The following is a 16,040-nucleotide window of genomic DNA, read 5'->3' as shown; positions in this document are numbered from 1 at the left end:
ATTATACCGCATATTAGAATGAGCGATTGAGGACAAAATCGGTGATTTGACTGAATATTTCAAAATTCCTGCCCAGTTGATTGAAAAGAGTTTTTGCGAGTGTTGCGTATCGCTGGGCACGAAATCGTGCACCAGAAAGTCCATAAACTCTTGGTGCAGTAAGTTTTTCCTGCAGGATATCTTTTTGTGGTGTTTTGCCCAATTTCTCTTTTTTGCCTGTGACATCAAGTATGTCATCAGTATACTGGAATAGTATGCCAAGAAATAAACCTGCCTTTTCCAGTATTTTTATTATATTCTCCTGTGCCTGTGCCATTATCGCACCAACCTTGATTGATAGGGCAATAAACTTGGCAGTTTTGTTTAAATGAATCTGGCGTAGCATTTTTGGATTTAGGTCTTTATGATTCTGAATATCAAGTACCTGTCCATAAACAACACCCTTTGGTCCGACCGCTTCGCTTATTTCTCTTATTATCCTTACCCTTTGAGGCAGATAGTCTTCGGATTCGGTAAATAACTCAAAGGCATAGGCAAAGAGACCGTCTCCAGAGAGCACCGCGAGGGCTTCGCCAAATTTTTTATGCGCGGATTCTTTCCCACGACGATAATCATCATTATCCATTGCCGGAAGGTCATCGTGAATCAGCGAATATGTGTGAATCAACTCAAGCCCACAGGCAATGGGCATTATTACACCAATATCCCTGCCTCCATTTGATTCATAACTCGCTATAGCAAGAATAGGTCTTATCCTTTTTCCTTGATCAAGAGAATAGTACATAATATCAAAGAATGGATTATTATCACTGAAATATTTCTTCAGCGCTGTATCCACCAGATTCTTCTTTTCGGCAAGATAATCATTAACATTAATATTCATAAATGCAAGTATATAATTTTAAGTAAAAATAGCCACTTGTCAATAGTTATAAAGTTGCAAATAGTTTTTTTGCTTCTGCAGAATCAGGGATAATTTTTAAGACCCGTTTAAGAATTCTACGCGCCTCAATTTTATTACCATAGGCGAGGCAATTGCGGGCAAAATTAACACCTTCAACTTCCAGCTGGGATAAAATCTTATATCTTAAATCAACCGACCATTGGTCAAAGTTCTTTTTCAATGGTTCACCCCGGAATAATGAGAAAGCCTTTATGTATTCGTTTTTAGCAAATTCCCACTCGCCTGCACGTTCCAGGGCTTTTGCCTGAGATAATGACCGTAATATATCCTGATAATCAGTTGTGAAGAATAAATTTCTGTTTTTTAGGCAGGGAATTCCTGAATCATAGCCCATTTCAAGATAATGACCAGGAATGTTTAATTGCTTTTTTAATCTGTTTAATGCATGGGATAAATTCCTGTGTGCGGTAGTTTGATTATGCCAGAAATTTTTGCACAAATCGTCAAGATGGATAAAACTCTCGGGATTATTTAATTTAAGACTCAGATGGATTAATAGCGCCGCATCCTTTGGTTTCAATTTGGTTTTAATAAATTTTTGATTTCTTGTGATGGTTAGCTTTCCAATAAATTTTATATAAAAGGTTATTGTATTCTGATTGAATATCGGAAGTTTTAAGATTGATTTTGGTAATCTGGTATTTTTGCCTTTAGCCAGTAGACTTAATACAGATTGAGGAATAAAAAGTATATAACGATAAAAGATTGTAATTAATCCCTTTTTTTTCGCCAAATTTAGTGCCTGCTGATATCGGTTATTTCTTAAAAGTACTCCTATCCGCAAAATTGGTAATTTATACTCTTCGCCCCAATTCCGATCTCCTTCAAGAATTATCTGGAGCATTTTTTCCTGGACCTTTAACTTAAATTTTTTGATATATCTTTTTAAATTTCTTAAAATAATAATTGCTTTATTTTTTTCATTCATAGTATTAAATGCTGCAGCAATTGTCAAATATGCATTAAATATATCGCGGGGTAATTCCTGTTCTTTTGACAGATTCAAACTTTTGGTCGCAGTTTCTATTGCCAGATTGGGATTTCCTTTGATTAAATAGTAAAGACTTTTAAACCTTAAAGGGAGAGCGGTGCGAATCCATTCGGGCAGATTTATGTCTTTACACAATTCCATTGCATTTTTATATTCACCTTTCATAAAATAAATATTCAGTGCTAACTGGGCATTTAACTCTCTCTTCATATCATCAGACATCTGCATAAGGGCTTTTTGATACCAGTATTCAGCCTTTTTGATTTCACCAAGGCGGACATAGAGTCTGGCAAGGTGTAATATTAAGTTGGCGTCTGGATTTTTCCGACGCATAAGGCTTAAATGACAGTTTCTGGCGATATGATATGCCCGATCAATTTTGAAAAGATCTATATAAAAATTACCTTCGGCGATTAGGAGTGTGAAGAAAAGATTGAATTCCGTAATCGCAAATCTTTTTCTTTTAATCTTAAAAATGGCTTTTAATTCATTTAAAATTTTTTGCTGGGTTAACAGGTCGCCTTTCCAGGAGAGTAACGCTATCTCTACTAGACCGGCACGTATTGCTAAATATGATAACCTTCTTTTCTTTGCTTCGTGATAGTATTTATCTAATTTCTTTAAATTTTCTACTATAGGAATCTTTCCAAAAAGGTAAATACTTTTTTCAAGGCGCCTGTGGAGATTCAAAAATCTGTCCGGGATTTTGGTCAGTAATTCATTTTTAGGTAAAAATGGGATGGTGTTCAATACCCTTGCTGCTTCTTTAATATTACCATCGTCAAATAAATTCGATGCTAATGCAAATTTTTTTTGTGCTTCATTTGTCCATCCGCGGGATTCTCCGTATTCTCTTCCTAAATCCAGTTTTGTCGACCCTGCGTAACCGTATCTATTCCATATTGACCAAATCGTATGGTGGGAGATTTTAACCCCTTTCTTTCTCAAGATATCCTGGGCATTTTTTATTGTAATAGTTGGGTTCTGTTCTTTTAAAGATATAATATCTTTTTCCAATTCATTAGTCGTTCTGTTCCACGGCGTTTTGTAAGTCGTTATAAAGAATCGGTCTTTTAATTTTTTATAAATTTTTAGCCAGCGGTAAAGAGTTTGATAGTGAATTCCAAAATTTTTTGCGGTCTTTCTTATAGAACCATTTTTCAGATAATGCTCAATGACGGTTTTTTTAAATTCTAACTTTCTGTTAGCCATTTGCGGGAATATTATAACAAAAATTTTTTATTGCGTCAATATTAATTACAGATATCGTTAATTACTGGTATTTAAATACTTTATTCAGCAATAGCGATAAAAAAGTGACACACAGTTAATTATATAATAATTGAGAATTGACAAGTTATAGCATTATAATTAAAATAATATAAGGGTGGGAAAAATAATTTAGGTATAGAAAGGAGGAACTGTGAAGAGAGTTATTATAGTATATTGTGTTGCTGTATGGTTTCTTTTGGGGGTATCAAGATGGGAAACACGTCATTATGAGGCGACGGATAACGGATTTCTGGATACTGCAACACCTGATTCACTCATCGGAATTCTTTGCGGTGTAAGGGACCAGGTGGGGGGAATTATTTATAAAACGACAGATGGTGGTAATACCTGGCAGGAAATTCGTCCCTGGACTATAAACCAGTGTATGTTTGTCTTCGGAATGGATTTTGTCAATACCAGTACCGGTTATCTCACGGCAATGGGGATAATAGCTAATCTCTTTCCCGCAGCAGTTGTTTACAAAACTACTGATGGTGGTAATTCCTGGACGAATATCTATGGTTTGACTTTTGAATTCATCGGTAAGATGTGGGATGATGTATTCTTCCTTGACGCGAACACCGGGTGGATTGCCGGTGCAAACAGCGATATTAGAAAAACAACCAACGGTGGTTCTTCCTGGACTACCCAGGGTGCCCCGGTGTCTGGGTCGTTGAAAAGCATATATTTTATAAACCCAAATGAGGGCTGGATTGTGGGTGGTGATTATGACACAATAAATCAGCAGGGAATAAATGGCCTGATTCTCCATACAACAAATGGCGGGACGAACTGGACTGCCCAGATTTCAAATGCACCTTATGAATTCTTTGGTGTCCATTTTATTGATAACCTCAATGGCTGGGTCTGCGGATTAAGGGATTCTGCATCACCCGGAATTTTCTTCAGAACAACCGATGGCGGAAACAATTGGGTTGAAGTAATGGGACCATCGGTATCCATTGGTAAATATGGCTTATATGCGATTGAATTTGTTGATAATCAGAATGGATTTGCCGTTGGCGGCGGTAATCGTGCCGGTTGGCAGGGAAGCCATTTTAGTATCTTCTTAAAAACGACCAATGGTGGAAATCAATGGTTTGTGGATACTGTGATATTTGATAACAGTCCCTGGGGTTGTTCACCATTGGGAATGGATATGTTCAATTCAAGATGGGGTTATGCAGGTGGCACAAGATTATCCGCATTCAGATACACCCCATTGAATGTAGCGGTTGAAGAAAACCGAGATATTGCATTGAATAATCAGAATTCACCTACTATCTTCCCGTCAGGCAAAAGAATCCAATTTAACCTTGGAAACAGAGAGAGATATAATAAAATTGAAATCTTTGATGCCCTCGGTAGAAAAGTCTTTGAGAAAAGTGATATTTGCTCTTCAGTCATAGAATTACCCAAATTTGTGAAAGGATGCTATTTTATTAAATTTTATCCTGATAGAAGAGAAAGTTTTACGAAAAAATTTGTAGTATTTTAATATTGAGAAATACCAGACAGCGCTGAATGGAAGTTAATGATAGTATGGGATCTTGACAAAGGATTTATTGTGGTATATGATTTTGCTGGAGGATTGCTATGTGGTTAGTTTTATTAATACTCGTTGGATTTGGATTGGAAACAGGACAGGAAAACATTTCACCACAACTACAAGAACAACTAATAAAGATTAGCGACGATACAAGAATTGAGGTTTTAGTTATTATCAATCAACCTTATCCTAACAATACACTTGGAGATCTGACCATAAAACAAAAGGCAGAAGTATTCAAATCAATCGCCAGAAATAGCCAAAAACCAATTATAGAATTTTTGCAAAGATTCTCCGGGGAAATAGATTCTGTTTTGCAATTCTGGATTGTGAATGGGATATATTTAAGGGCGAGTGTGCGAGTTATAAAAGAACTTGCCCGTCATCCGTCAGTAAGATTGATTTCCCATATCCCTGAGGTCAAGCCAACTCCCATTATAGAAGAATCAGGAACAGCATCGCGCACACCTGAATGGAATATTCAGCGCATAATGGCGGATTCCTGCTGGTATTATGGATATACCGGTGATAGTATTATAATCGGCATGCTTGATACTGGTATAGATACGACCCATCCGGCACTAAGGGGTGGTAAGTTAATAAAGTGGCGGGATTTTTGGCATGGTATCCCATATCCATACGATGACAATGGTCATGGCACAGCCTGTGCTGGTATTATATGTGGTGGTGATGGATTGGGTCCGTTTACCGATGATATCGGTGTAGCCCCAGATGTAAAATTATGTGTTGCAATGATCGGAGGTAATGTTAGCCCAATTGTTGCATTACAGTGGTTCGCTACTTTAAAAGTGGATTCCGGTTTTGATATCAGGGCAATTAACAATGCCTGGGGGAGTTCAAATCAATTTGTCCTCACTTGGTGGGATATCTGTAATAACCTGAAATCACTTGAAATTTTGCCAGTCTTTTCAATTGGAAATGCTGGCCCTGGTTCAATGACTACAAATACTCCAGGCAACTATCCAACGGTACTGGGCATCGGTGCCACAAATCTAAATGATACAATAGTGTCGTTCTCTTCCCGTGGTCCGGCACCTGATACAACCCCCTGGAATGATACTACATACTGGTATAGGAATGACTGGAATTTAACAAAACCGGACTTGAGCGCCCCTGGTTACAGCATAAGAACTGCCTGGCTCAATCAGCAATACACAACAATCCATGGAACTTCATTCTCCTGTGCCCATGCTACTGGTGCAGTGGCAATACTTTTTGAGAAAAATCCAAATCTTTCAGTTACTGAGATTTATAATATTCTGCTCAATAATGCGGATAGACCCGCTGCTGGTGCACCATATCCGAATAATAATTATGGTTGGGGAAGGTTGAATGTCTGGAAGGCATTACAGGCAACGACCGGTATCCATGAACAAAGCAAGACGAAAAATATGATAATCTCGCTCAATGTATTACCGAATCCATTCCAGAATCACTGCGTTATTAAATTTCAAATCCCAATCACCAAATCCCAAAATCCAAACAATTTCGCATTCCGCAATCCGCAATCCGAAATGTCTTTTTCCCAATCCGCAATTCGCAATCCGCAATCCGAAATTCTATTAATGGTTTACGATGTTACGGGGCGGGTGGTTAAATCTTTCAATCTTGCATCCTGTATCCTGAATCAGGTATCAAGTATCATCTGGGATGGTTGTGATGATTCTGGTCGCAGATTGCCTGCGGGGGTTTATTTTGTGAGGTTAGAGGCCGAAGATTACAAGCAGATTGAGAAGGCGGTTCTTTTGAGATGATGTGAAGTTAGGTGAGGAAGTGGGTTAGGAGGTTGGATGTGGGAATCTGGAGATTAAAATACTATCTTCTTACTTCACATTTCCATACTCACTTCTTCACCAAAAAACTGATTTCTATTTTTTAGGTGATGATAAATCAGATGGAATGTTAGAGGCGATAGGAGCGGCGAAGCCGTACAAAGATGGACAAATAGAAAAGGAGGACTTTATGAAAAATAAAAACATAATCTTTTTATGTGTGTTTTTGCTTTTTAGCATATCGGCGTTTGGCTATCAAAGGGATAGCGTCGGTATGCCGATGAGGGATGGAGTAAAATTAGGGACTGATATCTATCGTCCTTTCTGGAACAATCCGATATTGAAGGCGCCGGCACTTTTACAGAGAACCCCTTATGGAAGGGGCTGGGATAATACTTATATCACCCTTATCTGTGATATAATGGGTTATGCCCTGGTGGTTCAAAACCTGCGTGGTTATGGTGATTCAGAAGGGGACCCGATGGTTTTCTGGACTGATGGTTGGGGTGATTTGCAGGATGGTTACGATGCAGTCCAGTGGGTGGGAACGAGGAACTGGTGCAATGGAAAGGTGGGAATGATTGGTGCTTCAGCCCATGGTATGACCCAATATTATGCCGCAGGTGCATTACCACCTAAACTTGTATGCTGTGCACCAGCGGTTGCTGCGCCAAATCTTTATCGTGATTGTGCATTTACGGGTGGCGAATTCAGGAAGGCACTTGTTGAGACCTGGCTACAAGGTGTTGATACACCCTGGCTCATTGATTCGGTATGTAATTATCCGCGATATTGCAGCCGGTGGTCAATAGTTGACCTTTCTCAAAAATATAATGTTGCTAATTATCCAATGTTTCATATTGAAGGCTGGTATGATATGTATACTGATGGTGTGCTTGAGGCGTTCAGCGAATTGCAGAAAAGATTTCATAACCAAAAATTGTTTATCGGACCCTGGGGGCATGGTGATGCCTGGGGAACAAGGGAACAGGGAGACTTGGTCTATCCACCGAATGCCGAAATGGATGAACTGAGTTTTATTCAGATGTTATTGGACTGGTATGATTACTGGATTCAACAGGGTGGTGGCCCGGTTCCTGCACCTAAAGTAAAATTCTATCTTATGGGAGATTGTGATACACAGGATACCACAAACTGGAATCACTGGGTAGAAGCTGACACCTGGCCCCTGCCCCAGGTTGTTTATAAAAAGTATTATTTACGAGAGAATCACTTGCTTGACACCTTACCACCAACCATATCAGCAATAGATACATTTATCTACAATCCTGCAAATCCTTGCACCACCTATGGCGGAAGAGAATTCATCGGTCTCACTCACGGATATGGTCCGATTGACCAGAGGCCGATTGAAAACCGACCTGATGTTTTGATATTCTCAACGCCGCCTTTGACAACACCTTTAACAGTGATCGGTAAATTAAAATTCGTTCTCTATGCAGCTTCAGATAGATATGATACTGATTGGGCGATAAGGGTGACTGATGTTTACCCTGATGGCAGGTCAATTTTGGTGACCGACAATATTTTAAAAGCCCGACACCGGCATGGATTTGATAGAGAAGATTCTTTAATTCCCAATGTGCCTGATACATTTAATATTGATTTATGGAGCACTGCCCAGGTGTTCAATACCGGACATCGGTTAAGGATAATCATTTCATCTTCAAACTATCCTCGGTTTGAAAAAAATCCTAACACTGGAGCCCCGTTTCAAAGGGATGACCCGAATTTCCTTGTTGCTACGCAAAAGATATATAGAACACCAACGCTTGCTTCACACCTTTTATTACCGGTATTACCTTCAAGTGTTTCGGTTAAAGAACTGGCGAAACAGAGTGTTAGGGGTGGTGAAATCTCCGCGCAATCAATCACAAGGATTCCCAAGATTAATCTAAAACTGAATAAAACAAGCGATGTGGAAATATGTGTTTTTAATTCTTTAGGTAGCAGGGTCTGGCATATAAAGAAGTCTCACTCCCCAGGAGAACACAATCTGATTTTACCTGCATTACCGAGCGGTGTATATTTCGTACATTCAAAGATTGATGATGTTCAGGAGGTAAAAAAGATTGTAATAATTAAGTGAGCCAATGCTCTATTAGTGTGTAACCACGATAGACTTCTGAAGTCTTCTGGTTGCAGAATCAAGAACTATGAAATAGGTTCCATTGGCAAGATTTCTGGTTAACAGATTAACTTTGTAATTTCCATCTTTTTGATAACCATTGTATAGTATTTGACACAACCTGCCATCTGCACTATAAACCTTGAGCGTAATATCATTTGGAATTGGTAAAGAATACGAGACTGTTATATTTGTATTTGCTGGATTTGGTGAAATGGTAATTTCATATTTAGAAAAATGAGTACTACTATTTTCACTAATACCCGGGTCCGGAAAGCGGCCTACATACCAGCGGGCATAATGCGCCCCGCCATTATTTATGTCCCAGTATAAGTCAAGCATCGGGTCCGATATTGCACTTCCAAAGACAAAAAACGCATATGATGAAAATCTCTTGGCAATCTGCCAGAGACAATTGTTGTGGTCAGTGATACTTGCGGTAAGATTTATTGGTGTATGCCAGGTTAATCCATTATCTGCAGAATAATTATAGTAAATATCCCAGAATGTATATTGGCCACTGCCACTCCTCGTCTCGCCGAAAAGAACAACGACACAATTGCCACCGGTGGCAATTGTAGGATAGAAATTTTCCGCGCCCTGAGTTGTAATACCAACCTCAATGCACGGCTGACCGGGTGCAGTTGAAACGTAGACCTTACCGATATAAGGATATTCCGAGTCACTACCGTCAATAATATCAAATACAAGGATTGGATTACCCGCATCAGTAACTGCCATCTGTCCCCAGTAAAAAACATTCTGGGTAAATGGCTGTGGCCAGACTAAATTGTAGATCTGGGTTTGACTCCAGTTTATACCGTCGGTCGTGGTTTTGTAATATACATTCAGTTGGTCGTTATACCAGAAGACATAGGCAATCCCGCAATTAATATCATATCCAAAATAATGACTCGTCGCTGGAGAAACAACACCATAGGCAATCAGAGAATCAAGGTTCGGGGTGTAGGTCCGATATAAAATTTCATAATTGCTCGTAATACCGATAAAGAGTATGTTGCCATTGGAGAGTTGTTTGGCGATACATTTATGTGCCCATACATTTCCTGCTAAATCAACCGGTTGATTCCACAAAGAAGAGAACCAACCTCCAATTTCATATTGCCCCATCATGGCTCCCCACGCACCTGTAATCAGAACTGGTGCTGAAATATGAGGTCCCATGCCATTAGGGGATGGGATTGAATGTGGATACCTTGCTGAACCTAATTGTCCAGAATAGACATTTTCGTCCGAGAGTGTTGTGATAAAAAAATAGTCGCTTTGCCAGACATCAAGATTGCCACCGATTGCAAAATTTCTACAGACGAACTGGATATATCCATCCTGGGTATTATTTGCCAGGCATTCTTGCTGTTGAGTCCACATGTATATTCAGTTGATGAATCTACTACTTGAATGAAACGCATTGGTAGAAATGGATAATGAGGACCGGATACGATGTTTTCTCCATCAATTTTTGCTATATCAATGTGCGCAAGCGTAACTGTTGCCTGAATACTGCTTGTGAACAAGACCAATGCACAGAACAGTTTACTAAACATAGTTCCTCCCTGTATTAATAAATTTTACTATTTTTTTGTAAAAGTCAAGGTGTTGTATTCTAAGTCATATCCACATTTCATTAGCATTTAAATATAGTGGTCGAGCTTGCCCAACAATTTACAGCGTGTTTGCCCTACGCTCTGGAGTAGCGACTTCAGTCGCGTTGAGGATAATATTAACCCTGCGCAACCTGAAGGTTGCGGCTACATGAAATGTGCATTATCAATCTAATGTATTCCACGATAACGACGCATCAGCAAGCTGATGCACTCCAGACAAGAACAACGCATTGGCAAGCTAATGCACTCCTGAAATGTATTTATTAAAGGCTATTTATTCTTTCCGCAGCACTTTTTGTATTTTTTTCCACTGCCACAGGGGCAGGGGTCGTTCCTGCCGACCTTTGCTCCTTCTGAAACTACGGATTCCTTTGTAGTCTTTGTCTGGGATTTTTTATCCGAAGGTTTCTGGGATGGCAATAACTTTATAAAATCCTTGGTATTTTCGTCCAAGACCTTTTTAAGTTGGACACTATTCTTTATGTGCCCTTCATTTTCAAGAAATTCCAAGAAATTAGTTATTATATTAGGAATTTCTTTGCCTGTATCTTTATTTATTTCAAGTTTTTGTGGTGCATATTCAAGCAAAAAATGGCGGAGATGTTCTTCGTTGAATTCTCCAATTTCTTTGTGCTGTTGAAAAAAAACATAGTCAAGAAGACTCTTTGTGATATATTCGGTAAGTGTCTTTATATTTTTCGTTTTAAATTTAGTGGTTTCAACAAATTGCCGCACCGTGGTATTGGTAAAATGCACAAGCCTTTTTTCCCTCTTTCTTTCTTCAGCCTTTTTTTCTTGAATATCTATAATTGCCATAATTGATTATATTTATTTTTAAGAGAAAGTCAATAAATAAAAAGAACAAAACAGGGACCCACTGCGACCCATATTGACATTGGTTATTTTCTGACTATATTTTGCTATGGAAGAACTCATAAAAGAGTTAATCAATAAAAACGAAAAGAGAATCTTGCTTATAGTCCTTGATGGGCTTGGTGATTTGCCTGACCCTGATGAAACTGCCCTGGAAAAAGCAAAGACACCAAATCTTGATAATGTAAGCAGCAAGAGCAGTCTTGGTTTGACCATTTCCATCTTCCCCGGTATTACCCCTGGTAGCGGTCCTGCACATCTTGCTCTATTCGGTTATGATCCAATCAGAAATCAAATCGGTAGAGGAGTGCTTGAGGCATTGGGTATCGGGCTTGAACTTGATAAAGATGACCTTGCGGTTCGGGCGAATTTTGCCACGATAGATAAATCAGGGATAATTATTGACAGAAGGGCAGGCAGGATATCAAGTGAAGAGTGTGCAAGGATATGCAATATACTACAGGAGAGTATAAAGGATATAGATGGAATTAAGGTTTTAATCAAGCCGGCAAAAGAGCATCGTTTTGTTGTTGTCTTTAAAAATTGTGGACTTTCTGATGCCCTTACTGATGCAGACCCGCAAAAAGATAATCTACCCCCAGTCTATGCAGAACCCAAAATTCCTGAAGCAAAAAGAAGTGCTGAAGTCATAAATATATTCATTAAAAAATGCCAGGAGATATTAAAAAACGAGCCAAAGGCTAATTATGTTTTATTAAGGGGATTTGCAAGACTACCTGCACTCACACCGATGAATGATAAATACGGTATCAATAGTGCCGCGATTGCCAATTATCCAATGTATCGTGGTCTGGCAAAGACTGTGAGTATGGAGATACTAACTACCGGTGATACAATTAGGAATCAAATAGAAACACTAAAGACAAATTATTCAAAATTTGATTTCTTCTATTTCCATTACAAACCAACAGATAAGGCAGGCGAAGATGGCAATCAGGATGCGAAGATAAAGGCGATAGAAGAATTTGATAAATTCCTACCCGAAATAGTAGATTTAAAACCTGATGTGTTATGTATTACCGCTGACCATTCTACACCGACAAAATTACACTCCCATTCCTGGCATCCCAATCCATTACTTTTATATTCTCCATACATTTTTCCTGATAATATGAGATTCACAGAAAGAAATTGTGTAAAGGGCAGTCTTGGTGTTATGCGGGCGATGGAGGTTATGCCATTGCTCCTTGCCCATTCTTTGAAATTAAAAAAATATGGAGCATAAAATGAACAAAAAAGCATTAATTTCAGTAGCAGATAAACAGGGTATAGTAGAACTTGGAAAAAATTTAAAAGAACTTGGTTATGAAATAATTGCCACGGGTGGTACCCAGAAATTATTGAGTGAAAATGGGATACCGGCTATAAAAATATCTGATTATACCGGTGGCACCGAGAGTGAACGCGTTAAGACATTGAGCCAGCGCATTGCAAAGGAAATTCTTGAAACTGGAGAAATCAGCATTGTTGTGTGTAATCTATATCCATTTTTCAACCAGGAGAACAAAACTCTGGATGAAATGATTGAGTTTATTGACATTGGTGGTGTGACCCTGATTCGCGCTGGTGCCAAAAATTATAAAAAGGTAGGTGTGGTATTCTGTCCTTCGCAATATGACGAGTTGATAAAAACATTGAAGGAAAACCAATTTAATGAAGAATACAGATTGAATCTCGCACGGAAGGCGCTTGATTACATTGCCTGGTATGATGCAGTAATTGCCGAATACTTCAATCAGGACTTCAGTAAGAGAAATTATTTTTCAGCAGGTGCTGAATTATTTATTCCGATGCGGTATGGAGAAAATCCCCACCAGAATGCGGGATTTTATCTAAATCCATTACTAAAAAAACATTTTGAAATATTGGGTGGAAAGGAACTTTCATATAATAATATCCTTGATGCGGAAATAGCGTTTAATGCCGCAATGGATTTTTCTGAGACTGCCTGTGTAATAATAAAACATCAAACGCCCTGTGGTGTTGCAATCGGTGATACAGTAAATGAAGCCTATGAAAGAGCATATATGGCTGATTCGGTTTCCGCATTCGGGGGTATTGTTGGACTTAATAGAACTATTGATGCCACAACCGCTGAGGCAATGGCAAAGATTTTTTATGAAGTTATAATTGCCCCTGATTATGAACCAAAGGCACTTGAGATTCTCCGTACAAAAAAGAATCTCAGGCTCGTAAAGGTCTCTCCAGAACTTCTGCCCAAGATTACCTTCAAATCGGTATTTGGGGGAATACTCGTTCAAGATGCAGATAACAAAGACTTTACCGAGTGGAAGGTTGTTACAAAAAGGGCACCGAGCAAATACGAAGAAGAGGCATTGAAATTTGCCTGGAAGGTTGTGAAGTGGGTCAGGTCAAATGCCATTGTCCTTGCGAACAAAGGTAGAACTGTTGGTATTGGTGGTGGCCAGACCTCCCGTGTCAGTGCAGTTGAGATTGCGGTAAAGAATGCAGGTCCACAGGCAGAAGGTTCAGTCCTTGCCTCAGATGCATTCTTTCCTTTCCGGGATGGTATTGATGCAGCAGCAAAAGGAAAAGTAACAGCAGTTATTCAACCCGGTGGTTCAAAGAGGGATGAAGAGGTAATCCAGGCATGTAATGAATATGATATTGCAATGGTCTTCACTGGCTATCGCCATTTCCGCCATTAGAAAATAACATTTGTAGAGGTAGAGTTTAGTCTACAAATGAAAAAGCCCCCTTCTCTGAAGGGGGCTTTGATTTTTCTCAAGATTTATTTTAATTGTTCTGGCTTTATGTAGTCGCCGAATTTCTTCTGATATTCAAGCAATCTCTTTCTCTGTTCTTCAAGAACATCAAATAGAACCTGTGGTGGGTCAATGACCTTTGTCTTGTAGATATCTACAATACGGTCAATCTTTGCAAGATGCTCAGGGATTCTCACCGTAAATTGTTTTGAATAATCTTCAAATGTATAATCCTTGTTCAGAACCTGTTTAAAAAGTTTTTTCAAATCTTCATATTCCGGAATCAAACCCGTGGGTGTCTTTATCGCCTTCACATCATTGTGGACCCTTAATTCCATCCATTTATACCAGACCCTTTTATCCGTTTTCTCATTCAGAAATTTTCCATCTTTGTCTTTTAAGAAATAATTTACTCCGAATATCTTTGGTTCTTTTTTCAACCCTTGTGCGAATTTTAAATTTGCTTCAATGTATTTGCCAATCGGTATTGATAGAAAATCAATGTTGGACATAGGGTTGAATTCTCTTACACCTTCCTTTCCTAAAGTCGCTGCGGTTGTCTCTGATTCAAGCGAAGCACCTTTGGTAATGATACCATGTGTCCAATCAAATGCCTCTTCCACAGGAACCCAGGTATCAGAATCCCTTCCGCCATAGACAATTGCACCGACCTCTACACCTTCTGGATTGTGTAATGCTTCTTTATCAAGATTCTGGAATAATTGTAAGTCAATTGTAAATCGTGCATTGGGATGGGAAACCGGAATCTCTTTACCATTGGCGTCTTTTTTGCCCTTAAACCACTCACCCGAATGATTCTCACCTTTCTCAGGAATTTCGCCATCTTTTCCAATCCAGTGCACCTTGCCTTCGGGTGTAACCAGAACATTGGAAAAGATTATTTCGCCGGGGGTATGGAGTGCCTCCCACTGATACTTATCATCCTTTGAATTTACACCCTGAATGATACCAAACATACCTTTTTCTACATTCACTGCCCTGACAATGCCATCTTTCTTTCTGAGATATGCAATGTCATCGCCGACAATATTCTCACCTTCAAGCATCGCGGTTGAAGTCTTCCCACAAAGGGATGGGAAGGCACCTAAGAAATAGGTTTTTCTATTATTTGGACCATTGACACGCATAACGAGCATATGCTCGGTCAACCACCCTTCTTTTGAACCACGATTTATTGCCAGACGCATTGCAAGTTTTTTTAATCCTATCGTATTCCCGCCATACTGGGTATTGGTGCTATAAACAATATCTTCTTCAAGGTCAATGAAAATTCTTCTTTTATCAAGATTTTTGCAGGTCTTCCTTTCATCAAGTTCACCCTGGGAATGGACAAATTTGAAAAATCGCAAATTTGGCCCCTGCTTGATAAATTCCTGATAACCAGGGCGGTAAAGTATCGTTTCACTGTGTGCAACATAACTGGAATCGGTCAACTGGACCGCAGGGATTGAGAATTCAGAATTTGTTGGTCCGAGACAGAAAAAACAGACAAAGGCTTCTTTGCCCTTCATTATATCTTTCAATACTTCATGGATATCTGCAAGGGCGGTATCACGGTCTTTAGTCTCTATAGCTTCATCAAGTTTTTTACCCTTTGGTAATAAAATGCCTGTATTCTTTTTGTCTCTTCCCTGGTCTCCGTAATTGTCAAAATGAATAGTATGACCTGGGGTTGCGAGTTTTCTCTCCTCACCATTCTTTATAGCGGTCTGTCTGATGTAATCTATATCTTCAGGCGTGTCGGTACAAACAAATACCTTATCAGGATTACATAACTGTAAATATTTTGCAAGAAACGCATATAAAGCAGTATTATTTATCTTTTTTAACCGCTCAAAACCCTGTTTCCCGAGTTTTTCTTCCAAAAATTTCAGGTCATTTGCCATTTTTTAAACCTCCTCTCTTAAAAAATAAATTTTGACCCATTTTTAGAGCAATGTTTTCTATTGAAATCCACTTTATAAGTATATCCAAATTTTTCATTAATTCAAGGGGTTTTGGGCTTTTGCCTACATATAGATAATCAGGACATTTTAAATTATCAATATAGGATTTA

The 16,040-nt window shown here is 38.9% G+C and carries 10 protein-coding genes; 5 read left to right on the top strand and 5 right to left on the bottom strand.

What is annotated here, in order from left to right; all coding sequences use genetic code 11:
* Nucleotides 1–13: 13 nt before the first annotated feature.
* Nucleotides 14–883 (bottom strand): polyprenyl synthetase family protein, encoded by an 870-nt coding sequence (locus ABIL69_00965; GenBank protein ID MEO0122562.1) that lies wholly within the window; start codon nt 881–883, stop codon nt 14–16.
* A gap of 46 nt (nt 884–929) precedes the next feature.
* Nucleotides 930–3,167: a helix-turn-helix domain-containing protein gene (locus ABIL69_00960; GenBank protein ID MEO0122561.1), complete on the bottom strand. Its 2,238-nt coding sequence runs from the start codon at nt 3,165–3,167 to the stop codon at nt 930–932.
* Nucleotides 3,168–3,378: 211 nt separating this feature from the next.
* On the opposite strand from ABIL69_00960, the gene ABIL69_00955 reads away from it, so the two are divergent.
* The 3 genes from ABIL69_00955 (at nt 3,379) to ABIL69_00945 (ending at nt 8,679) form a co-directional block, all read left to right on the top strand.
* The gene (locus ABIL69_00955; protein MEO0122560.1) at nt 3,379–4,725 is read left to right on the top strand and encodes a YCF48-related protein; all 1,347 of its coding nucleotides are present in this window, start codon (nt 3,379–3,381) and stop codon (nt 4,723–4,725) included.
* Between the two features lie 98 nt (nt 4,726–4,823).
* Nucleotides 4,824–6,551 (top strand): S8 family serine peptidase, encoded by a 1,728-nt coding sequence (locus tag ABIL69_00950; protein MEO0122559.1) that lies wholly within the window; start codon nt 4,824–4,826, stop codon nt 6,549–6,551.
* Nucleotides 6,552–6,759: 208 nt separating this feature from the next.
* Complete coding sequence (locus ABIL69_00945; GenBank protein MEO0122558.1) at nt 6,760–8,679, top strand: CocE/NonD family hydrolase; 1,920 nt, start codon at nt 6,760–6,762, stop codon at nt 8,677–8,679.
* A 12-nt stretch (nt 8,680–8,691) separates the two neighbouring features.
* Here the strand turns inward: ABIL69_00945 and ABIL69_00940 are convergent, their stop codons facing one another.
* Complete coding sequence (locus ABIL69_00940; GenBank protein ID MEO0122557.1) at nt 8,692–10,107, bottom strand: T9SS type A sorting domain-containing protein; 1,416 nt, start codon at nt 10,105–10,107, stop codon at nt 8,692–8,694.
* 506 nt (nt 10,108–10,613) lie between these two features.
* Entirely contained in the window at nt 10,614–11,159 is a 546-nt protein-coding gene (locus tag ABIL69_00935) for an SEC-C metal-binding domain-containing protein (protein MEO0122556.1), read from the bottom strand.
* A gap of 106 nt (nt 11,160–11,265) precedes the next feature.
* Here ABIL69_00935 and ABIL69_00930 point away from each other — a divergent pair, with 106 nt between their 5' ends.
* Together ABIL69_00930 and purH are read left to right on the top strand one after the other, a co-directional pair.
* The gene (locus ABIL69_00930; protein ID MEO0122555.1) at nt 11,266–12,462 is read left to right on the top strand and encodes a 2,3-bisphosphoglycerate-independent phosphoglycerate mutase; all 1,197 of its coding nucleotides are present in this window, start codon (nt 11,266–11,268) and stop codon (nt 12,460–12,462) included.
* Nucleotide 12,463: 1 nt separating this feature from the next.
* A complete protein-coding gene (gene purH / locus ABIL69_00925) occupies nt 12,464–13,906 on the top strand; it encodes a bifunctional phosphoribosylaminoimidazolecarboxamide formyltransferase/IMP cyclohydrolase (GenBank protein MEO0122554.1) in 1,443 nt (480 codons plus the stop codon).
* Nucleotides 13,907–13,989: 83 nt separating this feature from the next.
* On the opposite strand, the gene ABIL69_00920 is transcribed toward purH, so the two are convergent.
* Entirely contained in the window at nt 13,990–15,870 is a 1,881-nt protein-coding gene (locus ABIL69_00920) for a phosphoenolpyruvate carboxykinase (GTP) (GenBank protein ID MEO0122553.1), read from the bottom strand.
* Nucleotides 15,871–16,040: the final 170 nt, after the last annotated feature.

The sequence above is a fragment of the candidate division WOR-3 bacterium genome (assembly GCA_039802005.1).
Classification (GTDB): domain Bacteria; phylum Hydrothermota; class Tepidihabitantia; order SM23-42; family JAOAFX01; genus JAOAFX01.
The sequence above is the reverse complement of the archived record's forward strand: the minus strand, read 5'-3'. Positions and strand labels throughout refer to the sequence as shown.

Coding starts and splice junctions, on each gene's coding strand:
- ABIL69_00965 (MEO0122562.1), bottom strand. CDS start 883: ATGAATATTAATGTTAATGATTATCTTGCCGAAAAGAAGAATCTGGTG.
- ABIL69_00960 (MEO0122561.1), bottom strand. CDS start 3,167: ATGGCTAACAGAAAGTTAGAATTTAAAAAAACCGTCATTGAGCATTAT.
- ABIL69_00950 (MEO0122559.1), top strand. CDS start 4,824: ATGTGGTTAGTTTTATTAATACTCGTTGGATTTGGATTGGAAACAGGA.
- ABIL69_00945 (MEO0122558.1), top strand. CDS start 6,760: ATGAAAAATAAAAACATAATCTTTTTATGTGTGTTTTTGCTTTTTAGC.
- ABIL69_00940 (MEO0122557.1), bottom strand. CDS start 10,107: ATGTGGACTCAACAGCAAGAATGCCTGGCAAATAATACCCAGGATGGA.
- ABIL69_00935 (MEO0122556.1), bottom strand. CDS start 11,159: ATGGCAATTATAGATATTCAAGAAAAAAAGGCTGAAGAAAGAAAGAGG.
- ABIL69_00930 (MEO0122555.1), top strand. CDS start 11,266: ATGGAAGAACTCATAAAAGAGTTAATCAATAAAAACGAAAAGAGAATC.
- purH (MEO0122554.1), top strand. CDS start 12,464: ATGAACAAAAAAGCATTAATTTCAGTAGCAGATAAACAGGGTATAGTA.
- ABIL69_00920 (MEO0122553.1), bottom strand. CDS start 15,870: ATGGCAAATGACCTGAAATTTTTGGAAGAAAAACTCGGGAAACAGGGT.